The organism is Janthinobacterium tructae, from assembly GCF_006517255.1.
Lineage (GTDB): Bacteria > Pseudomonadota > Gammaproteobacteria > Burkholderiales > Burkholderiaceae_D > Janthinobacterium > Janthinobacterium tructae.
The window spans coordinates 1997613-2020776 of record NZ_CP041185.1; the positions used below are offsets into that span (position 1 = coordinate 1997613).

The following is a 23164-nucleotide window of genomic DNA, read 5'->3' on the forward strand; positions in this document are numbered from 1 at the left end:
CACGATGGCGATGGAAACTGCCGGTTTTACCTACGGCTCGGACACCTCGGGCCTGGTCTGGGGCTTCCTGTTTGGCCGCGAGGCGCAGCCGCTGGCGCTCGACTCGACGGCCGCACTGGCCTGGCTGGCCGATGGCGCAGCCAGGCCGGCACAGGAATTTGTCTGGCTGCATTTCAATTTATCGCATGCGGCCAGCGAAAAATGGCTGATGACGCATACGCAGCTGGCCGACGAATTCTATGAAACGCTGCACCAGGGTTCCCGCTCGACGCGTATCGAACAGGCGGAAAACACCCTGATCGCCGTGGTCAACGATGTGGTGCACAATTTCTCGTTCGAAGCGTCCGACATTTCCACCATGTGGGCCAGCGTGGCGCAAGACCTCGTCATCACGGCGCGCCGCGCGCCGCTGCAGTCGATCGAGCGCTTGCGCCAGGCCGTCATCAAGAACCATGAGCCGATCCGCTCGTCGGTGGAACTGCTGATCCATCTGCTGCGCGATCAGGCTGACGTGCTGGTCAACATCGTGCGCGATGCCGTGGCGCGGGTTGACGATATCGAAGACCACTTGCTGGCCGGGCGCCTGGTGCCCAAGCGCGAAGACCTGGGCGCCATGCGGCGCGTGCTGGTACGGCTGCAGCGCCTGCTGGCGCCGGAACCGGCAGCCCTGTTCCGCCTGCTGCAACGCCCGCCGGCGTGGGTGTCGGAGCTGGACAGCCTGGAACTGCGCCAGTCGACGGAAGAATTTTCCGTGGTGCTCAGCGATATGTCGTCCTTGCAGGAACGCATCAAGCTCCTGCAGGAAGAGATTGCCGCCAGGGTCAACGAGGAAAACAGCCGCAGCCTGTTCGTGCTGACCATCGTCACCGTACTGGCCTTGCCGATCAATATCATCGCAGGCATGCTGGGCATGAATGTGGGGGGAATTCCGCTGGCCCAGCACCCGCAGGGCTTCTGGATCATCGTTGCCATCATCGTCACGTTTACCGTCGTGGCGGGATGGCTGGTGGTGCGCGTGCAGAGAAACAGTTAAATCCGGTCCCGGCACGGCCTGGCAGGCGAACGGCAGGCGCCGTCCGCCATCAGCGCTTAACGGTGGTATTCGCCAGCCCGTTCAGGCTGATACACGATTTCCTCGATCTTCACCTTCACCACGCCACCAGGCATGGGCCAGGCGATGCTGTCGCCGACAGACAAGCCCAGCAGCGCGCTGCCGACAGGCGCCAGCACGGAAATACGGTCGGCCTGGCCGTCCACATCCTTTGGATACACGAGCGTCAGGCAGAATTCTTCCTTGTTTTCCACCGTGAAGCGCACGGTGGAATTCATCGTTACGACGGTGGGCGGTATTTCTTGCGGCTCGAGCACCTCGGCACGGCCCAGCTCATCGAGCAAGGCGGCCTTGTCCGGCGACAGGTTATTTCCCAAGGCATACAACAACGCTTCCAGTCGTTCCAGGTCTTGTGATGACAAAATAATTTTTGGTTTTTTTTCCAAGATATCCTCACTATTGATCATTAGGGCGACGTCCGGTTTTGCTGGCGGCAGTTTACTTGGCCGCAGCAGACAAAATAAACAGCATCAGAACGTCCATCATCAGCGGATTATGGACGAACTCGCGGAGCAAGGCCATAGCGTTCTCGCATTCTTCATTAAAATTTATTAAAATCAATGACTTGCACTGGCCGATACAGACAAAAAGTTAATCCCTGCCGCGACGGCTGCAGGCATTCAAGTTACTCTGCATGCCATTTTGTTTACCTGCAGCATGTTTTTAGGAAAAAAAACCCGCCGGTAAAAAAAGGATTAAAATTCAGATTACATTATTATTAGAAAGACACGCCCCGCCTTTTCCGCCTGACTTGTCGCCTTGCATGCGGCTACCGGCCTGCGGCATGGCTACTAAATTGCCGCGTGCCCTGTACTTTCACGCCGCAAAATGACAATATGTCGGCCTTAACAACGCGTTGAGAGTTCCGGCTCACTTCGGTTTTCATCAGACTGGAACGTAAAGTATGGCAGGGCGAGGCGGGATCACACGGGGCGGCAGCAAGCGGGGCCGGCAGGAGAATGCATCATGATGGTGCCATTGATGCTGCCCTCGGTGCAGTTGCGCGGTGACCGGATAGCCAGGCTGAACTTGCTGGCCGCAGCGGCCATGCTGGCCACGGCCAGCCTGCTGCTGATCCTCTTCCAGTTGTTTTCCCTCCAGGCATCGCTCCAGCGCGAGCTGCGCATCCAGGCCGACATGCTGGCGCCAGCCGCTGCCCAGGCCATGCGCCAGGATGATCGCCTTGCGGCGCAACAGGTGCTCGCTCCCCTCGCCGCCGCGCCGCATGTCCGGCAAGCACTGCTCTACAGTCCGTATGGCACGCCATTCGCCCGCTACGCGCGCAGCGCCAGCGATGCCGCGCCCGCGGCGCCGCGCAGCGGCCTGCAGATCGATTACCTGGACGGCAGCGCCGCCCTCCTGCAAAACCTGCCCGGTGGCGGCGCACTGTATCTGCGCGCCAGCCTGGCGCCGCTATTCGGCAGCCTGGCGCAATTTGCCGCCTTCACCCTGCTGGTCTGCCTGTGTGCATTCGGCCTGACGGTCCTGATGGTGCGCCGCACGCGCACCGCCGCCCAGCATGCGGAAAGCCATTTGCACTACCTGGCCCACGTCGACCCTGTCACGCAACTGCCGAACCGCCATGAATTCAACGGCGCCCTGGCCTACGCGCTGGCGCGCGCCGACCGCCAGGACAGCAGCGTGGGACTGCTGCTGCTGGACCTGGACAACTTCAAGGTGGTCAACGATACGCTAGGCCACCACTGCGGCGACCAGCTGCTCAAACTCGTCGCCGAGCGCCTGGTGGCGATCCTGCGCGGCACCGACATCATCTGCCGCATCGGCGGCGACGAATTCGTCGTCATCGTCGAACCGGCCGACGACGCTTCGGAAATGGCCAGCGTGGCGCGCAAGATCCTTGCCGTGCTGGCCGCGCCGTTCGCGCTGGAAGGCCACCAGCTGTATGTCAGCGCCAGCATCGGCGTGAGCCTGTATCCGTTCGATGCGCAGGACGTGGCCACCCTGACGCGCAATGCCGACACGGCCATGTACCACGCCAAGCACCAGGGCAAGAACCGCTATGCCGTGTTCAAGGCCGAAATGGAATTGCGTGCCCAGCGCCGCCTGCGCATGGAGGCGAACCTGCGCCGCGCCCTGCAAAACGAGGAACTGTATCTGCACTACCAGCCGCAGATCGACTTGCGCAGCGGGCGCATCGTCGGCGTCGAAGCGCTGGTACGCTGGAACTGCCGCGAGATGGGCCAGCTCAGCCCCAGCGAATTCATCCCCGTGGCCGAGGAAAGCGGCATCATCGTCGAGCTGGGACGCTGGGTGCTGCAAAGCGCCTGCCGCCAGGCGGCCAGCTGGTGCAAGGCCGGCCTGCTCGATTCGCTCGAACACGTGGCCGTCAACCTGTCGGCCTGCCAGGCGCGCGACCCGGGCCTGATGGACGATATCCGCGCCATCCTGCACGAGACGCAGCTGCCGCATGGCTTGCTGGAGCTGGAAATCACGGAAGGGGTCTTGATGGACAATATCCACGCCAACGTGGAACTGATGCGGCGCCTGCAGGACACGGGCATCCACCTGTCGATCGACGATTTCGGCACCGGCTATTCCTCCATGTCGTACCTGAAGCGCCTGCCGATCGATCAATTGAAAATCGACCGCAGCTTCGTGCACGACCTGCCCGGCGAAGGCGAAGCCATCGTCACGGCCATCATCGCCATGGCGCACAGCCTGCATCTGAAAGTGGTGGCCGAAGGCGTGGAAACGCTGCAGCAGGTGGAGTTTTTGAGAAAAGCCGGCTGCGACAACGTGCAGGGCTTTTTCTTCGCGCGCCCGATGACGGCGGCGCAGCTGACGGCATTGCTGCTGGAGCGGCGCGACTGGAGTACGCGCACCGTCATGCCGGCTTGAATTGCACCAACGATGGTGTCGGATTACGCGGCGTGCCGCCGCTAATCCGACCTACACCATGGACAGACAGGTCGGCGTAGGTCGGATTAGCGGGGCCGCCGAGGCGCGCAGCGCGTAATCCGACATCACCAGCGCTACATCAAGCCAGCTTGGCCGAATGTTCGCGCGTCGCGTGGAAGGTCAGCTTCGGCCAGCGCTCTTCCGTCAAACGCAGGTTCACGCCCGACGTGGCCAGATAAGCCATGTTGCCGGCCGCATCGTAGGCCACATTGTGGCCCAGCGCGTTTTCGAAGTCCTGCAGGATGCGCTTGTCGTCGCAGCTGACCCAGCGCGCGCTGCTGATGCTGGTGCCCTCGAACACGGCGTCGACGCCATATTCATTGAGCAAGCGGCTCGCCACCACTTCGAACTGCAGCACGCCGACGGCGCCCAGTACCAGTTCGCCGCCCTGCACCGGTTTGAAGACCTGCACCGCGCCCTCTTCGCCCAGCTGCTGCAAGCCCTTGTGCAACTGCTTGATTTTCAAGGGATTACGGATGCGCACGGAGCGGAAGAAGTCTGGCGCAAAGTACGGAATGCCGGTAAAGGTCAGCATCTCGCCTTCGGAAAAACTGTCGCCGATCTGCATGTTGCCGTGGTTCGGCAAGCCGATGATGTCGCCCGCGTACGCTTCTTCCACCTGTTCGCGCGAGGAAGCCATGAAGGTCACCACGTTCGACACCTTGATCTCGCGCCCCAGGCGCAAGTGCTTGACCTTCATGCCGCGCTCGAAACGTCCCGAGCACACGCGCAAAAAGGCAATGCGGTCGCGGTGCGCCGGATCCATGTTCGCCTGGATCTTGAAGACGAAGCCCGTAAACGGCTGCTCGGACGGCGCCACCGACCGTACGGTCGCGTCGCGCTCGCGCGGTGCCGGCGCCCAGTCGACCAGTGCCGAGAGAATCTCGCGCACGCCGAAGTTGTTGATCGCCGAACCGAAGAACACGGGCGTCTGCACGCCGGAGAGGAATTCTTCCAGGTTGAACGGGTTCGACGCGCCGTGCACCAGCTCCACTTCCATGCGCAACTGGTCCATCTCCAGCGGGAACATCTCCTGCAGGCGCGGGTTGTCGATACCCTTGATGATTTCGAAGGCGCCGTCGGCTTTTTCTTCGCCGGCCTTGAACAGCATGATCTCGTCGTTCAGCAGGTGATACACGCCGCGGAAGTTCTTGCCCATGCCGATCGGCCAGGTGACGGGCGCGCACTGGATCTTCAGCACCGATTCAAGTTCGTCGAGCAGGTCCAGCGGATCGCGCGTCTCGCGGTCCATCTTGTTCATGAAGGTGACGATGGGCGTATTGCGCATGCGGCAGACAGCCAGCAGCTTGATCGTCTGCGCTTCCACGCCCTTGGCCGCATCGATGACCATCAGCGCCGAGTCGACTGCCGTCAGCACGCGGTAGGTATCTTCCGAGAAGTCCTGGTGGCCCGGCGTGTCGAGCAGGTTGACGACGTGGTCGCGGAATTCGAACTGCATCACCGAGGAGGCGACGGAAATGCCGCGCTGCTTCTCGATCTCCATCCAGTCCGACGTCGCATGGCGGCCCGATTTACGCGCCTTGACGGTACCGGCCATCTGGATCGCGCCCGAAAACAGCAGCAGTTTTTCCGTCAGCGTGGTCTTACCCGCATCCGGGTGGGAAATGATGCCGAAGGTGCGGCGGCGCGCCACTTCGCGCGCGATCACGGCAGGCGCCTTGCTGCTGGCTGACGCTGCGGCGTTGTCCGCATTGTCGCTGGAATCGGGGGTAGTGATGTCGTTCTCGTTGGCCATATTGGTGACCATAATATGGCCCTCGCAAAAAACCCTCGATTTTACAGAAGGATCGCACTTCCGTGTGAACTGCTTCACTCGGGCGGAAAGCAAAATTGCCCACTTCATCAAGAGGTCACAATCCGCAGGCAACATTGCTCTGCAGAAATGCTGCCACCCTTCCCTGGAAAACCGATGAAAATCCTCCTTACCCCCGCCATCCGACTCATGCAGCGCCTGCGCCTGCTGCCCAAATTCATGCTGGTCTGCCTGGTCTTCCTGCTGCCGCTGGCGCTGGCGACCACCCTGCTGATCTCGGAGCTGGGCAAGTCGCTGGCGCAGGCGCAGGATGCGCAGCGGGGCGTGGCCTATGTGCGCCAGTTGCAGGAAGGCACGCGACTGCTGCAGCAGCGGCGCGGCCTGGAACACTTGCGCCTGAGCGGCAAGGCGGGCATGGACAACTCGGCCCTGAATACGCGCATCACGGCCGCGCTGGCGTCCCTGGCGCGCTTGCCGGCCGGCGCCGGCCTGCCCCAGGCGGCCGAGCTGACGCAGCAGTGGCAAGCCCTGCTGGGCCGCCAGGCGGGCCTCGCGGCGCGCGACAGCTATGCGGCGCACACGGCACTGCTGCGCCAGGCGGCCAAACTGGGCCAGCTGGTGGCCGACCGTTCGCACCTGAGCCTCGACCCGGACGCAGGCGCCAACCACCTGAGCGCCGTCTTCACGGCCACCCTGCCCGACCTGGCCGAGAGCCTGTCCGACATCGCCGGGCGCGGCGCCGCCTACATCGACACGGGCCTGTTCGAAGCGAACGAAGATCAACTCGTCAACGCCAACGCCCTGATCGCGCGCCACGAACTGGAACGCCTGCCGGCCCGCTTCGACGAAATCCTCGCCGCCAAGCCAGCCTTGCGCGCCAGCCTGCAGCCGGCGCTGAAAGCCGTGCCGACGGCACTGGCCTTCCTCGAACGCACGAAAAATGAAGTGACCAATTCCTACGACCAGACCTCGGGCGCGCAATTCCACGCGGCCGGCATGCAAGCCATCGACGCCCTGCACGCGCTGTCCGGCGCCTCGGCAAGCGCCCTGGACGACTTGCTGGCGCAGCGCATCGCCCGCGACGAGGCGCGCCGCGGCCTGATCCTGGCCGCCATGTTGCTGGTACTGCTGGCCGCGGCCTACCTGTGCGCGGGTTTCTATGCCGCGTTCGCGCGCGACGTAACGCAATTGCGCGTGGCCGTCGGCGCGGCGGCGGCCGGCGACCTGTCGCAGCGCATCACCTCGCAGGCGCACGATGAAATCGGCGATCTGGTACGCGACTTCGGCGCCATGACGCACGGCCTGGCCACCCTGGTGCAGGAAATCCGCGGCGGCGCGGCCGTCATCGCGGCGGCCGGCGCCGATATCGCCCAGGGCAATGCGGCCCTGTCCGGCCACACGGCCACGCAAGCGGACGCGCTGGGCGCCACCGTGGACTCGATGCGCGAGCTGACGGCCACCGTGGGCCGCAACGAAGCCCATGTAGGACAGGGACGCACCCTGGTGGCGACGGCGGCCGACGTGGCACTGCGCGGCGGGCAAACGGTGGGCGCCGTGGTCGAGACCATGGCCTCGATCAAGGCCAGCTCGCACAAGATCGTCGACATCATCGGCGTCATCAACGGCATCGCCTTCCAGACGAATATCCTGGCCCTGAATGCAGCTGTGGAAGCGGCTAGAGCCGGCGAACAAGGACGCGGCTTTGCCGTCGTCGCCTCCGAAGTGCGCAGCCTGGCGCAGCGCTCGAACGAGGCGGCGCTGGAAATCAAGCGCCTGATCGGCGATTCCGTGGCCACCGTCGATGCGGGCGGCGAGCTCGTCAATGCCGCCGGCCACACCATGCGGCAAGTCGTCGATGCGGTGCAGCAGGTGGCCGTGGTGATCGGGCGCATCAGCAGCGCCGGCGCCGAGCAGAATGGCGAGATCGCCCGCATCAACCAGGCGCTGGCGCAAATCGACGACATGACGCGCCAGAACGCGGGCCTGGTCGACGAGGCGCGCGCCGGTTCGCAGCGCCTGCACCAGGAAGGCGAAGCGCTGACACAGGCCGTCAGCCGCTTCCGTCTGGGCGAACACGAGGCGCCAGGCACGCGTCAGACACCCGCCGCGCCCATGCGCGACGGCTTGCCCAGCGTGCGTCCGGCCGGCCTGTGGAGCGCCAATAAGCCGCGCGTCATATCACAAAATCGCGCAGAACGGCGCAAGGCTAGCTAGGCTAAAGTGTGCACGTAGGACAAGGACTACAATTTCACCTCAGAAGAGACTACAAAGTGGCGACTGCTAATCTTATGTTCGCCACTTACATAAGCTTTTAAAGTAGCTACATCGCGATCTGCACCGCGCGGTTGAAAAAAAACACCGTTATCCGATGGATGCGGCGCAGCTTTCGACCAGCAACGCGGCAGTCGCACTCCGATGCAAAAAGCCTGTGAGGAATACTATGAGCCATACTCAACTTATCACCCCGGTCCAGAAGAACCAGTTGCTGCCGCGCGCCATGCCGGCGGCTGGTCGGGAAATCAAGCTTGCGTCGCGGGTTAGCCTCAGCAGTGCCCAACAAAATGAATTGCTGGCCGCCCTGCCGCGCGCCGCGCTCGAATCGCTGTTCGAAGACCTGGAACTGGTGGAACTGCCTTTCGGCAAGGAACTGTATGCCTACGGTAACAACCTGGAATACAGCTATTTCCCCACCACCGCCATCATTTCGCTGCTGTACGTGATGGAAGATGGCGCCACGACGGAAATCGCCGTCGTCGGCCATGAAGGCGTGGCCGGTGCCTCGTTGCTGGCAGGCGAGCGCGCCATGTGCACGGCCGTCGTGCAAAGCGCCGGCTACGGTTATCGCCTGAAAACGCAAAGCTTGCGCGACGCCTTCAATCAAGGCGGTGCCCTGCCCCAGTTGCTGATGCGCTACACCAACGCCCTGTTTGCGCAAATGGCGCAGAACGCCGTCGGCGGCCGCCACAGTTCGATCGAGCAAAAGCTGTGCCGCTGGCTGCTGGACCGCCTGGACCGTTCGCCGTCGAACGAATTGAAAGTGACGCAGGAGCTGATCTCCATCATGCTGGGCGTGCGCCGCGAAAGCATCACGGCCGCCGCCGGCAAGCTGCAAGATGAAGGCTTGATCCACTATCGCCGCGGCAATATCACGGTGCTGGACCGCGCCGGCCTGGAATGCTATGCGGGCGAGTGCTACAAGGTCGCCAAGACGGAATACGACCGCTTGCTGCGCGACGTGTCACGCTGCTGAAGCGCTGCTGATCTGAACAGATAAAAAAATGGCCGGGCTGTATGCCCGGCCATTTTTTTGCATCCAGAAACACTTACACGCTGGCGTCCTCGTCGAGCTCTTCCCGCTCCGGCGTCAGCGGCAGTGGAATCACGGCTTCCACGCAAGTGCCCTTGCCTTCCGGCCCCTGGCGCACGGTGAGGGTGCCGCCCAGCAGCAAGGCGCGCTCGCGCATGCCCAGCAAGCCGTGCGACATGGGTTTTTGCAGCGCATCTTCGGTGATGCCGATGCCATCGTCGATCACGCGCAGCACCAGGCCGTGCTCATTGCGCTTCAATGTCACGCTGACCATGCCGGCCCGCGCATATTTGAGGATATTCGTCAGCGATTCCTGCACGATACGGAACAGGGCAATCGTCAGGGTGGCTTCGCGGTTGTCGATATTGATGGCCACGTCCGTTTCACAGCGAACCGAGCTCATGCGCGCAAAATCCTCGCAATAGCTTTCGATGGCGGCGCACAGGCCCAGGTTATCGAGCAGGCTGGGGCGCAAATCCTCGACGATGCGGCGCTTCAGTTCCACCGTTTCCAGCAGGGTCGCCTTGGCGCGGCGCAATTGCGCGGCCAGTTCAGGCTGCGTGTGTGCCAGCTGCTGCGTGACGGCGCCCAGGTCCATGCTGATCGACGTCAAATGGGCGCCCAGCTCATCGTGCAGCTCACGCGCCAGGCGCGCCTTCTCCACTTCATTGACGCTGATCAAATGGCGCGACAGCACAGATAACTGCTCCGTGCGCTTGCTGACCGTCGATTCCAGCGTGTCGTTGGCATTTTGCAGGGCATACTCGACGGCCGCGCGGTTCTGGAAGCTGCGCCGCACCAGCTGGTAAAACATGATCAGCACGAGGATGGCCAGAGCATTGATGCCGATGCCAAGCAGCACGGCTTTCTGGTACTCATGATAAAAAGCGGCGCTGCCGGAGGACAGCGCTTCATTCTGTTCGCGCGCCATGATCACCACCTGCAGACGGATTTCGTCCATGGTGGCGCGGTCATCGGTCACGCGCGAGATATTGACGATTTCAGCCAGCCCGCCCTGCTTGTAGACCTCGATCGACTCTTGCAGCATCGACATCTTGCGACGGATCAAGCTTTTTAATTGCGCCAGGTTTTTCAGCTGGGTGGGACTGCCCGCGAGCAAGGCTTGCAGCTCGTTCAATTCGTTGTCGATTTCGGTGGCAGCCGTCTTCGACGGGCCCAGATACGTTTCGGAGCCAGAAATGAAATAACCGCGCAAGCTGCTTTCCGCATCGAGCACGAGCACGTTCAGATACTGCAGGCGGTCCGCCACGCGGGCGCTCTGGCTGAGCAAGGCATTCGTGCCCTTCAGCGACTGCAAGTTATGATAGAGACTGAAACCATTGAGTACAAGCAGCAAGGCGCAAGTGACGCACAGGATCGTCTTGTACAGGGGCAGGCGGTGATTCGGGGCCGGTTCAACGGTGAAATACATCCTGATGTGCATCCTTAGCAAGGTTCGGCGCAAGAAGAAGCGCCGGCGCCGGCCAATTATAGTCCTCGCCACAAACTGCTGCACTGCACAAGTCGTGCTGGCTAGCTGGCTGAGCGATCATGTTTCCATGATCGCACTGCAGCGCTAGTCAAGCAAATTGTTTTTCATTGCGTAATAGGTCAAGTCGCTGTTCGATTGCAAGCCCATTTTTTCCATGATGCGCGTACGGTAAGTACTCACCGTTTTGATGCTCAGCGACAAGGCCACGCCGATATCGGACACGGTCGCGCCGCGCGCCAGGCGCAGGAAGACCTGGAACTCGCGGTCCGACAATTCCGTATGCAGGGCCGCATTCGTGTCGCGGTCGAACGACTGCGCCAGCAACTCGCCCACGGTGGAACTGACATAGCGGCGCCCCTGGAACACGGTGCGCACGGCCGTCATCAGCTCATCGGCTTCGCATTCCTTGTTCAGATAGCCATTCGCGCCCATCTTGAACAAGTTCAGCGCGTATTGCTGCGCGGGATAGCCGCTGAGTATGAGTACGGGCAATTCCGGCTGGCCCTGGCGGATCGTGCGCAAGGTATCGATGCCGCTCTGATCGGGCATGGCTATATCGAGCAGCAATACATCGCATATTTCGCGGCGGGCGATATCGAGCGCTTCGCGCCCCGTACCGGCTTCCGCCACCACACTGAAATCGCTTGACGACGAAAAAATCTGCTTGAATCCAGCTCGTACTATTTGGTGATCATCACAAATGGCAACGCGTATCATTGTTTCCCCTTAAATTTTCCTGGCCTGGGAAAGACTACCGGAACCTGCACGCTGCTCCGGCTTAGCGTCACTAACAAAAACGCAACATTAACATTATATTCAAAATATGGCGCGCCGCAGGCTAGCGGCAACGCCCGGGCGGCAAGCCCATGCAATCTAGTCGACCGCTATCGGACGACCCGACCTATATTGGTACAAATCTTATTTTAGCAAGTTTAAAATCGCAATTAATTCATTGCGTATCCACACGCGGTCCAGCGGTGCTTCCTGCGGCACGACAGGCATGGCCGGCAGCACAGGCAATTCGTCGACGATGGCATGCGATGCGCCACGGCTATCGAGCTTGTTGCGCGCGCCACTGATGGTAAAACCCTGTTCATACAGCAACTCGCGGATACGGCGTATCAGCAGCACCTCATGGTGCTGATAATAACGGCGGTTGCCACGTCGTTTGACCGGCTTGAGCTGGGAAAACTCCTGCTCCCAGTAGCGCAGTACGTGCGGTTTGACGCCGCACAACTCGCTCACCTCGCCGATCGTGAAATAGCGTTTCGCCGGAATGGGCGGCAAGGCGATCAACTCGGTTTTACTGATGCGCTCGTTCATCGCCACTCACTCAGGCAGCACGTGCCAGCGGACTGGTCTCTTCGACCATGCTTTTCAGCTTCTGGCTCGCATGAAAAGTCACGACACGGCGTGCCGTGATGGGAATCTCTTCGCCCGTCTTCGGATTGCGGCCCGGCCGTTGCGGCTTGTCGCGCAACTGAAAATTGCCGAAACCGGACAGCTTGACAGCCTCGCCACGCTCGAGCGCATTGCGAATCTCGTCGAAAAAGGTCTCGACCATATCCTTCGCTTCGCGCTTGTTCAGGCCCACTTGCTCGAACAACAGTTCGGCCAGTTCCGCCTTGGTCAAGGTGGGTAAATCTTTTTCCGCTTCCTGGCGCACCTTGGCAACCAGCATGGCCCGATGCAAATCGGCGGCCAGTGCGGATTGCAGTACGGCGGAATCAACGTCGCTGTTATTAATTTTCCTGCCCTGCCTTTTCTGTGCGCCCGAGCCCGCCACATGGCAAGCTCGTCTACGGTTGACGACGGAAAGGCCGTCACGCAAGGCGACGGCCAGTCCGGTATTACGAACGCAGTTTTGCGTCGTGGCCCTGCTTGGCAGCATCGATCAGGACAGCCATCAAGCCATCGACGACATCGTCTTGCAGGGTGTTTTGAGTATCTTGCAAGCTAATCCGGAAAGCAAGGCTTTTTTCATCCGTTTCCAGCCCTTTTCCACGATATTCATCAAATAAAACAATGGCTTGCACGATACGCGCTGCAGCGCTTGCCTTGGCGGCGGCGTGGAAGCTGTCGAGCAGATCCTGCACCGCCACTGATTGCTTGACGACCACGGCCAGGTCGCGGCTGGCGCCAGGGAATTTCGAGATTTCCTGGTACACGGGCACGACGCGTTGCGTCAGGGCAGCGGCATCCACTTCGAACAGCACGGGCGCCAGCGGCAAGTCGTACTTTTGCATCCAGCGCGGGTGCAATTCGCCGATGAAACCGATGACCTTGCCATCGAGTTCCACGTTGGCCGAACGGCCCGGATGCAGGGCCGGGTGCTCCGCCTTGGTGAAACGCAAGACCAGCGGCGCGAACAGCGCTTCCAGGTCCGCCTTCACGTCGAAGAAGTCGACCGTGCGGGCTGGCTGGCCCCACTGCTCGTCAGCAACCGCGCCGTAGGCCATGGCCGCCACACGCTTCGGCTGGGCGTAGCCAGCCACCGACAAGGGGCCGTTCTCCACGCTGTCGTCGCGCTGGTAGATGGCGCCCACTTCGAAGATGCGCACGCGGTTCGTCTTGCGGTTCAGGTTATAGCGCACATTGGCGATCAGGCTGCCGATCAGCGAGGAACGCATCACGCTCATCTGGCTGGCGATCGGGTTCTGCAATTTGATCGGATTGGTGTTGCCCGAGAAATCGCGCTCCCATGCCGTATCGACAAAGCTCATGTTAACCACTTCCTGGAAGCCCAGGTCGGCCAGCTCATGACGTACCGCAAACAGGGAGCGGGTATTTTCTGGTGCAATCTGCATCACGTTCGCGGCCACGGGCGGCAGGGTCGGGATGTTTTCAAAGCCGTACACGCGCGCCACTTCCTCGATCAGGTCTTCCTCGATCTCGATGTCGAAACGGTAGCTGGGCGACGTCACGGAAAACACGCCGTCCGCCAGGGTGAATGGCAGGGCCAGACGCGTGAAGATATCGGCGATCAGCTCGTCGTTGAGCGGCACGCCGATGACCTTTTGCGCGCGCGCCGTGCGCATCGATACTGGCTGGCGCTGCGGCAAGTTCACCACGTGGTCGTCGACGGGGCCGACGGTCGTTGCCGGCGTACCGCAGATTTCCACGATCAGGGCGGTGATGCGCTCGATGTGCTCGACGGTGGTGGCGAAATCGACGCCGCGCTCGAAGCGGTGCGCCGCATCGGTCGAGAAATTCAACCGGCGCGCGCGGCCTTGAATGGCGTTCGGCCACCAGAATGCCGCTTCCAGATAGATGCTGTCCGTATCGTCCGAAACCGAGCTGGCATCGCCGCCCATAATGCCGGCCAGCGATTCGATTTCCTGCTCATCGGCAATGACGCCGAGCCATTCGTCGACGGCGATGGTGTTGCCATTCAACAGCTTGACGGATTCGCCGGCCTTGCCCCAACGCACGTCGAGGCTGCCGTGGATCTTCGCCAGGTCAAACACGTGGCTGGGACGGCCCAGTTCCAGCATGACATAGTTGGAAATGTCGACCAGGGCCGACAACGGACGCTGGCCGCTGCGCTCGAGGCGCTGCTTCATCCAGTCCGGCGTGGCGGCACGGGCGTTCAAACCGCGGATGACGCGGCCCGTGAAACGGCCGCACAGGTCCGGCGCGCTGACTTTGACGGGCAGGATTTCGTCGCTGGACACCGGCACGGTGCGGAACTGCGGCACATTCAGGGTCACGCCCGTGAGCGCCGACACTTCGCGCGCCACGCCCAGCACGGACAGGCAGTCCGCCTTGTTTGGCGTCAACTTGATGGTGAATTTCAAGTCGTTCAAAGCAAAGTAATCGCGGAAATTCTGGCCGATCGGCGCGTCGTCCGGCAATTCCATCAAGCCGGCGTTTTCTTCCGACAATTTCAACTCGCGCGCGGAGCACAGCATGCCTTGCGACTCGACGCCGCGCAGCTGGCCCACCTTGATTTCAAACGGCTTGCCATCGGCGCCAGGCGGCAGCACGGCGCCCGCCATGGCGCAGACGACTTTCAAGCCCGGGCGCACGTTGGGCGCGCCGCAGACGATGTTGAGCATGGTGCCCGTGCCGACATCGACCTGGCACACATTCAGGCGGTCCGCATTCGGATGTTTTTCCATCTCCAGGACCAGGCCTACCACCACGTTCGAGAATGGCGGGGCGACGGGATCGACGTCCTCGACTTCGAGACCGGACATGGTCAGCAGATGGGCCAGTTCGTCCGAAGTCATCTTCGGATCGACCATGGTACGGAGCCAGTTTTCGGAAAATTGCATAATCAAGCCTTCAAAGGGTAAAAGCGCGAGCACGCCGCAGCAAGCTCCAGCGCCGTTTGGTGGCGCAACCGGGTATAAAAATAAACCGTTTGCAGTATCGAATAAAATGGTCAGGGCTAGGCGCCTTGCCGAAGGCAGTACGAATGTACGGCGAGGCAAGGCAACAACGCCATGAACTTTTTATTCGTTACTGCTAGTTGAATTGCTTCAAGAAACGCAAGTCGCCTTCATAAAACAGACGCAGGTCGTTGATGCCATAGCGCAGCATCGTCAAGCGTTCCAGGCCGGAGCCGAAAGCAAAACCGATGAATTTCTCGGGATCGAGGCCGAAGTTCTTCACAACGGTCGGATGCACCTGGCCGGCGCCCGACACTTCCAGCCAGCGGCCCTTCAGAGGGCCCGAGCCAAAGGCGATGTCGATCTCGGCCGACGGTTCCGTAAACGGGAAGTACGACGGGCGGAAGCGCACTTGCAAATCGTCCGTCTCGAAGAAGGCCTTGACGAAATTCAGGTACACGCCCTTCAGGTCGGCAAAGCTGATGTCTTCGGCAATCCACAGGCCTTCGACCTGGTGAAACATCGGCGAATGGGTGGCATCGCTGTCGACGCGGTAGGTGCGGCCCGGCGCGATGACCTTGATCGGCGGCGTATGCGTGCGCGCATAGCGCACCTGCATCGGGCTGGTGTGCGTGCGCAGCAGCAAGGGCTTGCCATCGGTGTCGTTGCCATCGATGTAGAACGTGTCTTGCATGGAACGGGCTGGATGGTTTTCCGGGCTGTTCAGCGCCGTGAAGTTGGTCCAGTCGTTCTCGATTTCGGGGCCGTCGGCCACGTCGAAGCCGATCGAGCGGAAGATTTCCTCGACCCGCTCCCACGTGCGCATCACGGGATGGATGCCGCCGGGCATGCGGCCACGGCCTGGCAGGGTCACGTCGATCGCTTCGGCGTTCAGACGGCCTTGCATCTGGGCATCGGCCAGTGCATCACGGCGCGCCGTCAGCGCGTCCTCGATCTGCACTTTAACGGCATTGATCAGGGCGCCCTGCGCCTTGCGCGCGTCCGGGTCCAGCTTGCCCAGGCCCTTCATCATTTCGGTAATCTGGCCAGTCTTGCCCAGGTAGCGGGCTTTGGCGTTTTCAAGTGCGGCAGCGTCTGCGGCGGCGATAAAGTCAGCCTGGGCCGAGACGACGAGTTCTTCTAGGGAGTTCATGCGGCATTTCCTGTTTTGGACATCAATTCTGGACTCGGTTATCAAAAGTCCAACAATCAAAAACGGAAACGGGGCATAAGGTGTTAAAACCCCTGCCCCGCTCTTTATGACGTCACCCTACGGATGACGTTCTGCAATGACCGATGCTTACGCAGCGATTTTTGCTTTAACTGCGTTGACAATCGCAGCGAATGCTGGCTTGTCCATCACAGCCATATCGGCCAGGACTTTACGGTCCAGTTCGATATTTGCTTTTTTCAAGCCGTTCATGAATACGCTGTACGTTACGCCATGCTCACGGGAAGCGGCGTTGATACGGGCGATCCACAGGCGGCGGAAAACGCGTTTCTTGTTGCGGCGATCGCGGTAAGCGTATTGGCCAGCGCGCATAACTGCTTGCTTGGCAACACGATATACACGGCTGCGGCGACCACGGTAGCCTTTAGCTTGTACAAGAATCTTTTTATGACGGGCACGAGCTGTAACCCCACGTTTTACTCTAGGCATAGTAACTCCTTATATTGAGTGTGAGATTAAGCAGTCGGCATCATGCGGTAGACGGATTTCACGTCAGACGCAGCGACATTGGTGGTACCGCGCAGAGCGCGTTTCAGCTTGGTGGTTTTCTTGGTCAAGATGTGGCGTTTGAACGCATGACCACATTTAACAGTACCACCCGGGCGCACGCGAAAACGTTTTTTCGCAGAGCTTTTGGTCTTCATTTTAGGCATAGCAATCTGTCCTCTTACGGACAGCTCCATTTATAACAGGATTGCAGGTGGCAACACGACGCTGCGCTTAGATGCCTGCTTTCACATGCTGTGCAGCGGATGCGAGTCCGCTACAGTTCGCGCGGCCCGGACATTGCTGTCAGGGCCGCGCAAATTCTGCCTGGAATCGTGTGTCGCACCAATGCTGGCACAAACCACGTCGACTCACAGTAAAACGCTATTGTAGCTTACTTCTTCTTCTTAGGCGAAAGAACCATGATCATTTGGCGGCCTTCCATCTTCGGGAACTGCTCGACCTGGCCATACGGCTCCAGATCGGCTTTCAGACGTTCCAGCATGCGGAAGCCAATATCCTGATGCGCCATCTCACGACCGCGGAAACGCAGCGTGATTTTGGTTTTATCACCTTCATCGAGGAACTTGATGAGATTACGCAACTTGATATTGTAGTCACCATCATCAGTCCCCGGACGGAATTTGACTTCCTTCACGAGGATGATCTTTTGCTTCAATTTGGCTTCGTGAGCTTTCTTCTGCTCCGAATACTTAAATTTGCCGTAGTCCATCAAACGGCACACCGGTGGCTGCGCGGTAGGCGCAATTTCCACCAGGTCGACGTTTGCCTCTTCCGCCAGGCGGAAGGCTTCAGCCAAACTTACGATACCGAGTGGCTCGTTATCGACCCCGCTTAAACGCATTTCAGGGGCAGTGATTTCGCCATTGATGCGATGTGACTTGTCAGTAGCTATTGTAGTTTCCTTTAAAAATCTTGTAAGACGGTCGTGCAGCGAGTTTCCTCGTCAGGCCTTGGTGTCGACTTCATGTTTGAGTCGCTCAATCAGGGCATCGACGGACATGACACCCAGATCGATATTGCCCCGCGCCCGCACGGCCACTGTATTTGCATCCCGCTCTTTGTCGCCAATTACTAAGATGTAAGGCAATTTTTGTACGGAATGTTCACGTATTTTATAGGTAATCTTCTCGTTACGCAAATCAGCCTGTACGCGCAGCCCCGCTTTGCGCAGTTTTGTTGTAACTTCCTGTACATAGTCGGCTTGAGCGTCGGAAATATTCAACACGGACACTTGCACTGGCGACAACCACAACGGCATGGCACCCGCATAGTGTTCGATCAGGATGCCGATGAAACGTTCCAGCGAACCGACGATCGCGCGGTGCAACATGATCGGCACCTGACGCGTGTTATCCACGGCCACGTATTCGGCACCCAGACGGCCCGGCATCGACGGGTCGATCTGCACGGTGCCCACTTGCCATGCGCGGCCCAGACTGTCTTTCAGGTGGTACTCGATCTTCGGACCGTAGAACGCACCCTCGCCCGGCAATTCCGTCCATTCCACGCCGCAGGCGCGCAAGGCCGAACGCAGGGATTCTTCGGCAAAATCCCACGACTCTTCCGTACCGATGCGGTTATCGGGGCGCAAGGCCAGCTTCACATCGATATTCGTGAAGCCGAAGGCCGTGTACACATCCATCGCCTGCTGGTGGAACGCCGTCACTTCGCCGGCGATCTGCTCTTCCAGGCAGAAGATGTGGCCGTCGTCCTGCGTGAAGCCGCGCACGCGCATCATGCCGTGCAAGGCGCCCGACGGCTCGTTGCGGTGGCATTGGCCGAATTCGCCGTAGCGCAATGGCAGGTCGCGGTAGCTGCGCATGCCATTGTTGAAAATCTGGATGTGGCCAGGGCAATTCATCGGCTTGAGCGCATACGCGCGATTTTCCGATTCCGTGATGAACATGTTTTCACGGTAATTATCCCAGTGACCGGTTTTTTCCCACAGGCCACGGTCGAGAATTTGCGGCGCCTTGACTTCCTGGTAGCCGTTGACCTGGTACACATTGCGCATGTATTGCTCGACTTGCTGCCAGATCGACCAGCCTTTCGGGTGCCAGAAGATCAGACCCGGCGCTTCTTCCTGGAAATGGAAGAAGTCGAGCTGCTTGCCCAGCTTGCGGTGATCGCGCTTTTCCGCCTCTTCCAGGTTGTGCAGATACAGTTCCTGATCTTCCTTCTTGGCCCAGGCCGTGCCATAGATACGCTGCAGCATCTCGTTTTTCGAGTCGCCGCGCCAGTAGGCGCCGGCTAGCTTCATCAGCTTGAAGACTTTCAGCTTGCCCGTCGATGGCACGTGGGGGCCGCGGCACAAGTCCGTGAACTTGCCTTCGGAATACAGCGACACTTCCTGGTCAGCCGGAATCGAACCGATCAGCTCTGCCTTGTAGGCTTCACCGATACCCTTGAAGTACTCGATGGCTTCGTCGCGCGCGACAACCTTGCGCGTGACTTGCTCATCCTTCTTGGCCAGTTCCGCCATTTTCTTTTCAATCGCCACCAGATCTTCCGGCGTAAACGGGCGCTTGTAGGCGAAGTCGTAGTAAAAACCGTTGTCGATCACGGGACCGATGGTCACTTGTGCATCCGGGAACAATTCCTTGACGGCATACGCCAGCAAGTGGGCCGTCGAGTGGCGGATCACTTCCAGACCATCGGCATCCTTGTCCGTGACAATCGCCAGTTCCGCGTCTTGCTCGATCAGGTAGGAAGTATCGACCAGCTTGCCGTCGACCTTGCCGGCCAGGGCAGCCTTGGCCAGGCCGGTACCAATATTGGCCGCAACCTGGGCCACGGTGACCGGGCCGTCAAATTGACGGGCGGAACCATCGGGAAGTCGGATTGTAAGCATATTGATCTCCATATCGGCGCTGGCGCCAGGTAAAACTGCGATGTGATGGGTAAAATACTGAAAGGAAAACGCAGACGCAAAAAAACGCGGACTAGCCGCGTTTTTCACTTTCTTGAGACAAAGGAAACCCGTTCGACTAGCGTCACTCCCAAAGCCTGGTAGTAGTTCGCGGTGTCATAACCGGTTTTACCTTTCTCTCTAACTGCATTCTGGTGGGCGGTGAGGAATTCGAATCCCCGACCCCTTGGATGTCGACCAAGTATTCTAACCAGCTGAACTAACCGCCCGTAAAACTTTTGTTGATCATTGTATTTCAAATGACCGCTTGCGGCTTGCGCCAGCTTAAAAACTATCTACTGCCAAATTCTGGTGGGCGGTGAGGAATTCGAATCCCCGACCCCTTGGATGTCGACCAAGTATTCTAACCAGCTGAACTAACCGCCCCGAAGACCAGCATTATAGAGAGGCTTTCCCAGAATGACAAGGGCTGTTTTACAGGAAACTTAATCTGTTTTTGATCCACTCCCCGGGCGTCAGCCCTCTTTATATAGAGTCGGCACGGCACACACGGAATGCCGCTAGAATCGCGGCATGAACTCCACCATATTAGCCTGGCTGAAAACCCTGAGCCGCATCTGCGGTTTTGAAACGGCCGACTCCTTCCCGCCCGGCCACCCGTATGCGCGCACGCGCTGGGACGCCGCGTATTTCGATATCGCCTCCGACGTGAAGCCCGACGAGATCGAACGGCGCATCTGCGCGGCCATCGCCAACACGCCGAGCGTCTTCGCCTATATCAGCAATCCCACGCCGCGCATGCAGCGCGCGCTGCTGAACGTGATCCACGACCGGCTGCGGCGCCAACCCGGCGCGGGCGCCACGGACCTGGTCTTGTTATTGATCAATGCCTACGCCAGCGACCACATCACGGAAGCCGTTCCCGGCCTGCGCACCCTGATCTTCAACACGGAACATGAAGACACGAATCTGCGCGTGCATGCGATCCTGGAATTGCTGGTAGGCACGCCACGGGGACTCGATGTGATCGATATGTAATGAACGAGATGTCAATCAGGCGTGATTGGCGGGAACATAGCGTGCCCGCAAACGCATGAACGGCGTTTCCACCAATGCATATAAAAGCCAGCCCGTGGCAATGCTGAGAATAATCATCACGAGGATCGCCGGCAGGCTGTCCGGCCCGTAACCGATATCCTGCAAGAGCGGGCGCAACAGGATGCACAGCTGCTTGTGCAGCAAATAAATCGCATACGACCACAGCGCCAGGCTGGCCGCGCCCGGCACGCGCAGTTGATAGAGTGCACTGCCAGGACTCAGCGCCGCGATCAGCAGCAAAGCAAAACTGGCAGCCAGGGCCGGATAGCCGAGCACGGTCACCCAATAACCATAGTGATCGGTGAGAAACACGTAAAACATCAGCGCCGTGCCAGCGATTCCCGCCAGCAAGGTGCGGTTGCCGTAGGACGTGAGGCGCGTCCAGGCGATGGGATGGTAATTTTTCAGCAGCGCCAGCGCCACGCCCGCCACCAGTTCGTCGAAGCGGCACCACGAGGCATAGTAAATGTACTTGTAATAGCCGAGCCCGCCGCGCGGCACTTGCACATACTCATTCCACAAATACGCGCGCAGCAGCATGCCGACGATCAAGCTGGCGGCCACGGCCAGCCAGGCCCACAGCTGCGACCGGCGGCAGGCGGCGATCGCCAGCGCCACGGCCGGCAGCAACACATAGAACTGCTCTTCCACGCACAAGGACCACGCATGCGAAAACGCCGTGCCCGGCGTCAGGTTGATGTTTTGCGTAAAGGTCAGGAATTTCCACAGGGGCAGCAGCGTACTCTCGCCGCGAAACGCGGGCCACAGATAGTACAGCGCCAGCACGGCATAGAAACTGGGCAAGGTGCGCAGGAAGCGCCGCGCATAGAAACGCGGCAGGGAAAAGCCGTGTTCGCTGCGCAAGGCCGCAAAAATCTGGTTGCCGATCAGATAGCCACTGAGGGCAAAGAACAGGTCCACGCCGACCCAGCCGATTTCCCCCCAGAAACCAAACGCCCCACCCTCGCTGACGAACAGCACATAATGGTTCATGAAAACGAGCACGATGGCCAGCGCGCGCAAGGTATCGAGGCCATACAGGCGGGAAGCATGGGAAGTGCTGGACATGAAATTGGCAAGAGAAAACAACGGTGGCGCCGATCATGCCATGCCGCACCTTGCCATGGCCAACTTTTTGCAGGCGTGCACGGCGAATCCCGCTAAAATATGCCGACCCCGCTTTCCCTTCCAGCAACAGCATAGGATATGTCCAGCATGAGCAGCGCACTCCACTTCAAATCCATCAACTACACGGGCCAGGGCAGCGGCCCGCGCCTGATCGTCACGGGCGCCGTGCACGGCAATGAAACCTGCGGCACCAAGGGCATCCACCGCGTGATGGCTGAACTCGACAGCGGCGCCCTATCCATCGTGGCCGGCAGCGTCACCTTCGTGCCCATCACCAATCCCCTGGCCTACGCCAAGGGCGTGCGCAGCGGCGACCGCAACCTGAACCGCAATCTATTTCCGAACGACAATCCACAGGATTTCGAAGACCGTATCGCCAACTGGCTGTGCCCGCTGCTGGGCCAACACGACGTGCTGCTGGACTTGCACTCGTTTAACGCCGACAGCCAGCCCTTCGTCATGGTGGGGCCACGCAACAACGATGGCCCGCTGCAACCTTTTCAACATGAAGACAAGGAACGCGCGCTGGCGCGCCGCCTGGGCGTGCGCCGCTTCGTCGACGGCTGGCTGCATGCGTATGGCCAGGGCGTGCAGCGCCGCCTGGGCAATAGCGACCAGGTGGGCCTGGTCTTGCGCTATGGCGTGGGCACCACCGAATACATGCGCTCGACGGGTGGCTATGCCCTGACCCTGGAATGCGGCCAGCACGCGGACCCGGCTGCGCCGGACGTGGCCTACCGCGCCATCATGAACACGCTGGCCTTCCTCGGCTTCATCGACGCGCCGCAGCCGGAACCGATCGCCGACGCGGACATGGAAGCGCTGAACATGGTTGTCGTGCACGACAAGCTGCACGCGGATGACCGCTTCATCAAGACCTGGTCCAGCTTTGACAAGGTCAAACAGGGTGATCAAATTGGCGTGCGCGCAGACGGCACGCCCGTGACGGCCGAATTCGACGCCTACATCCTCTTCCCGGACGTCAACGCGCAAGCCAATGCCGAGTGGTATTACCTGGCGCGGGTGGCCAGCAGCTTCTGATCAATGCCCGACGGACTTCGAAAACAAATTGATCACCAGCACGCCGGCAATGATCAGCCCCAGGCCGATCAAGGCCGGCGTATCGAGGCTTTGCTTGAACCAGAACCAGCCCACGGCGGAAATGAGCACGATGCCCACGCCCGACCAGATCGCATACACGATGCCGGTAGGAATGACCTTCAAGGTCAGGGACAAACACCAGAAAGCGATGCTGTAGCCAATCACGGTGACGATACTGGGCCACAAGCGGCTGAAGCCGTCGGACGCCTTCAAGGCGCTGGTGGCGATGACTTCGGCGATGATGGCGATGGCCAGGTAGAAATACGTCATGGCGAGGCTCATTCTTGTAT

20 protein-coding genes and 2 tRNA genes are annotated in these 23164 nt (G+C 60.1%); 6 read left to right on the forward strand and 16 right to left on the reverse strand.

Going from position 1 to position 23164, the window contains the following annotated elements; translation table 11 throughout:
- Window positions 1-4 precede the first annotated feature (4 nt).
- Window positions 5-1033, forward strand: a complete 1029-nt coding sequence (locus FJQ89_RS08710) for a transporter (protein WP_205704588.1) — start codon at window positions 5-7, stop codon at window positions 1031-1033.
- Between the two features lie 56 nt (window positions 1034-1089).
- Here the strand turns inward: FJQ89_RS08710 and rnk are convergent, their stop codons facing one another.
- Window positions 1090-1497 carry a nucleoside diphosphate kinase regulator gene (rnk, locus tag FJQ89_RS08715; RefSeq protein WP_167389686.1) on the reverse strand — a complete coding sequence of 136 codons (408 nt, stop codon included), beginning with the start codon at window positions 1495-1497 and terminating at the stop codon, window positions 1090-1092.
- A gap of 580 nt (window positions 1498-2077) precedes the next feature.
- On the opposite strand from rnk, the gene FJQ89_RS08720 reads away from it, so the two are divergent.
- Entirely contained in the window at window positions 2078-3970 is a 1893-nt protein-coding gene (locus FJQ89_RS08720) for a putative bifunctional diguanylate cyclase/phosphodiesterase (protein WP_141169898.1), read from the forward strand.
- Window positions 3971-4109: 139 nt separating this feature from the next.
- Here the strand turns inward: FJQ89_RS08720 and FJQ89_RS08725 are convergent, their stop codons facing one another.
- Window positions 4110-5798: a peptide chain release factor 3 gene (locus tag FJQ89_RS08725; protein WP_423245194.1), complete on the reverse strand. Its 1689-nt coding sequence runs from the start codon at window positions 5796-5798 to the stop codon at window positions 4110-4112.
- Between the two features lie 162 nt (window positions 5799-5960).
- Between FJQ89_RS08725 and FJQ89_RS08730 the strand changes: the two genes are divergently transcribed.
- Entirely contained in the window at window positions 5961-8018 is a 2058-nt protein-coding gene (locus FJQ89_RS08730) for a methyl-accepting chemotaxis protein (RefSeq protein ID WP_141169899.1), read from the forward strand.
- A 226-nt stretch (window positions 8019-8244) separates the two neighbouring features.
- The gene (locus FJQ89_RS08735) at window positions 8245-9054 is read left to right on the forward strand and encodes a Crp/Fnr family transcriptional regulator (RefSeq protein ID WP_099763284.1); all 810 of its coding nucleotides are present in this window, start codon (window positions 8245-8247) and stop codon (window positions 9052-9054) included.
- Window positions 9055-9127: 73 nt separating this feature from the next.
- Here the strand turns inward: FJQ89_RS08735 and FJQ89_RS08740 are convergent, their stop codons facing one another.
- The 12 genes from FJQ89_RS08740 to FJQ89_RS08795 all read right to left on the reverse strand — a co-directional run bounded on the left by FJQ89_RS08740 (window position 9128) and on the right by FJQ89_RS08795 (window position 19973).
- A complete protein-coding gene (locus FJQ89_RS08740) occupies window positions 9128-10543 on the reverse strand; it encodes a sensor histidine kinase (protein WP_141169900.1) in 1416 nt (471 codons plus the stop codon).
- Window positions 10544-10687: 144 nt separating this feature from the next.
- Entirely contained in the window at window positions 10688-11320 is a 633-nt protein-coding gene (locus FJQ89_RS08745; RefSeq protein ID WP_034783185.1) for a response regulator, read from the reverse strand.
- A 201-nt stretch (window positions 11321-11521) separates the two neighbouring features.
- Entirely contained in the window at window positions 11522-11926 is a 405-nt protein-coding gene (locus FJQ89_RS08750) for a MerR family transcriptional regulator (RefSeq protein WP_141169901.1), read from the reverse strand.
- Window positions 11927-11936: 10 nt separating this feature from the next.
- Window positions 11937-12284: an integration host factor subunit alpha gene (locus FJQ89_RS08755; RefSeq protein ID WP_010399205.1), complete on the reverse strand. Its 348-nt coding sequence runs from the start codon at window positions 12282-12284 to the stop codon at window positions 11937-11939.
- Between the two features lie 169 nt (window positions 12285-12453).
- Window positions 12454-14880, reverse strand: a complete 2427-nt coding sequence (gene pheT / locus FJQ89_RS08760) for a phenylalanine--tRNA ligase subunit beta (protein ID WP_141169902.1) — start codon at window positions 14878-14880, stop codon at window positions 12454-12456.
- Between the two features lie 193 nt (window positions 14881-15073).
- Window positions 15074-16090, reverse strand: coding sequence for a phenylalanine--tRNA ligase subunit alpha (gene pheS / locus FJQ89_RS08765; RefSeq protein WP_034751917.1), 1017 nt, complete (start codon window positions 16088-16090; stop codon window positions 15074-15076).
- A 147-nt stretch (window positions 16091-16237) separates the two neighbouring features.
- The gene (gene rplT / locus FJQ89_RS08770; protein ID WP_010399214.1) at window positions 16238-16597 is read right to left on the reverse strand and encodes a 50S ribosomal protein L20; all 360 of its coding nucleotides are present in this window, start codon (window positions 16595-16597) and stop codon (window positions 16238-16240) included.
- A gap of 26 nt (window positions 16598-16623) precedes the next feature.
- A complete protein-coding gene (gene rpmI, locus FJQ89_RS08775) occupies window positions 16624-16821 on the reverse strand; it encodes a 50S ribosomal protein L35 (protein ID WP_010399216.1) in 198 nt (65 codons plus the stop codon).
- Window positions 16822-17048: 227 nt separating this feature from the next.
- Window positions 17049-17519: a translation initiation factor IF-3 gene (gene infC / locus FJQ89_RS08780; protein ID WP_071076662.1), complete on the reverse strand. Its 471-nt coding sequence runs from the start codon at window positions 17517-17519 to the stop codon at window positions 17049-17051.
- A 102-nt stretch (window positions 17520-17621) separates the two neighbouring features.
- Complete coding sequence (gene thrS / locus FJQ89_RS08785) at window positions 17622-19529, reverse strand: threonine--tRNA ligase (RefSeq protein WP_096238553.1); 1908 nt, start codon at window positions 19527-19529, stop codon at window positions 17622-17624.
- Window positions 19530-19739: 210 nt separating this feature from the next.
- A tRNA-Val gene (locus tag FJQ89_RS08790) sits at window positions 19740-19816 on the reverse strand.
- Between the two features lie 80 nt (window positions 19817-19896).
- A tRNA-Val gene (locus tag FJQ89_RS08795) sits at window positions 19897-19973 on the reverse strand.
- A 147-nt stretch (window positions 19974-20120) separates the two neighbouring features.
- On the opposite strand from FJQ89_RS08795, the gene FJQ89_RS08800 reads away from it, so the two are divergent.
- The gene (locus tag FJQ89_RS08800) at window positions 20121-20585 is read left to right on the forward strand and encodes a hypothetical protein (protein ID WP_141169903.1); all 465 of its coding nucleotides are present in this window, start codon (window positions 20121-20123) and stop codon (window positions 20583-20585) included.
- A 15-nt stretch (window positions 20586-20600) separates the two neighbouring features.
- Here the strand turns inward: FJQ89_RS08800 and FJQ89_RS08805 are convergent, their stop codons facing one another.
- Window positions 20601-21713 carry an acyltransferase family protein gene (locus FJQ89_RS08805; protein ID WP_168208412.1) on the reverse strand — a complete coding sequence of 371 codons (1113 nt, stop codon included), beginning with the start codon at window positions 21711-21713 and terminating at the stop codon, window positions 20601-20603.
- A gap of 138 nt (window positions 21714-21851) precedes the next feature.
- On the opposite strand from FJQ89_RS08805, the gene FJQ89_RS08810 reads away from it, so the two are divergent.
- Window positions 21852-22814 carry a M14 family metallopeptidase gene (locus FJQ89_RS08810; RefSeq protein WP_141169904.1) on the forward strand — a complete coding sequence of 321 codons (963 nt, stop codon included), beginning with the start codon at window positions 21852-21854 and terminating at the stop codon, window positions 22812-22814.
- On the opposite strand, the gene FJQ89_RS08815 is transcribed toward FJQ89_RS08810, so the two are convergent.
- Complete coding sequence (locus FJQ89_RS08815; RefSeq protein WP_141172706.1) at window positions 22815-23144, reverse strand: SMR family transporter; 330 nt, start codon at window positions 23142-23144, stop codon at window positions 22815-22817.
- Between the last annotated feature and the right edge of the window lie 20 nt (window positions 23145-23164).

Excerpts from the sequence above, each read along its gene's own strand:
- FJQ89_RS08710 (WP_205704588.1), top strand. The coding sequence starts at position 5 with ATGGCGATGGAAACTGCCGGTTTTACCTACGGCTCGGACACCTCGGGC.
- FJQ89_RS08720 (WP_141169898.1), top strand. The coding sequence starts at position 2,078 with ATGATGGTGCCATTGATGCTGCCCTCGGTGCAGTTGCGCGGTGACCGG.
- FJQ89_RS08725 (WP_423245194.1), bottom strand. The coding sequence starts at position 5,798 with ATGGTCACCAATATGGCCAACGAGAACGACATCACTACCCCCGATTCC.
- FJQ89_RS08730 (WP_141169899.1), top strand. The coding sequence starts at position 5,961 with ATGAAAATCCTCCTTACCCCCGCCATCCGACTCATGCAGCGCCTGCGC.
- FJQ89_RS08735 (WP_099763284.1), top strand. The coding sequence starts at position 8,245 with ATGAGCCATACTCAACTTATCACCCCGGTCCAGAAGAACCAGTTGCTG.
- FJQ89_RS08740 (WP_141169900.1), bottom strand. The coding sequence starts at position 10,543 with ATGTATTTCACCGTTGAACCGGCCCCGAATCACCGCCTGCCCCTGTAC.
- FJQ89_RS08745 (WP_034783185.1), bottom strand. The coding sequence starts at position 11,320 with ATGATACGCGTTGCCATTTGTGATGATCACCAAATAGTACGAGCTGGA.
- FJQ89_RS08750 (WP_141169901.1), bottom strand. The coding sequence starts at position 11,926 with ATGAACGAGCGCATCAGTAAAACCGAGTTGATCGCCTTGCCGCCCATT.
- FJQ89_RS08755 (WP_010399205.1), bottom strand. The coding sequence starts at position 12,284 with ATGCTGGTTGCCAAGGTGCGCCAGGAAGCGGAAAAAGATTTACCCACC.
- pheT (WP_141169902.1), bottom strand. The coding sequence starts at position 14,880 with ATGCAATTTTCCGAAAACTGGCTCCGTACCATGGTCGATCCGAAGATG.
- pheS (WP_034751917.1), bottom strand. The coding sequence starts at position 16,090 with ATGAACTCCCTAGAAGAACTCGTCGTCTCGGCCCAGGCTGACTTTATC.
- rplT (WP_010399214.1), bottom strand. The coding sequence starts at position 16,597 with ATGCCTAGAGTAAAACGTGGGGTTACAGCTCGTGCCCGTCATAAAAAG.
- rpmI (WP_010399216.1), bottom strand. The coding sequence starts at position 16,821 with ATGCCTAAAATGAAGACCAAAAGCTCTGCGAAAAAACGTTTTCGCGTG.
- infC (WP_071076662.1), bottom strand. The coding sequence starts at position 17,519 with ATGCGTTTAAGCGGGGTCGATAACGAGCCACTCGGTATCGTAAGTTTG.
- thrS (WP_096238553.1), bottom strand. The coding sequence starts at position 19,529 with ATGCTTACAATCCGACTTCCCGATGGTTCCGCCCGTCAATTTGACGGC.
- FJQ89_RS08800 (WP_141169903.1), top strand. The coding sequence starts at position 20,121 with ATGAACTCCACCATATTAGCCTGGCTGAAAACCCTGAGCCGCATCTGC.
- FJQ89_RS08805 (WP_168208412.1), bottom strand. The coding sequence starts at position 21,713 with ATGTCCAGCACTTCCCATGCTTCCCGCCTGTATGGCCTCGATACCTTG.
- FJQ89_RS08810 (WP_141169904.1), top strand. The coding sequence starts at position 21,852 with ATGTCCAGCATGAGCAGCGCACTCCACTTCAAATCCATCAACTACACG.
- FJQ89_RS08815 (WP_141172706.1), bottom strand. The coding sequence starts at position 23,144 with ATGACGTATTTCTACCTGGCCATCGCCATCATCGCCGAAGTCATCGCC.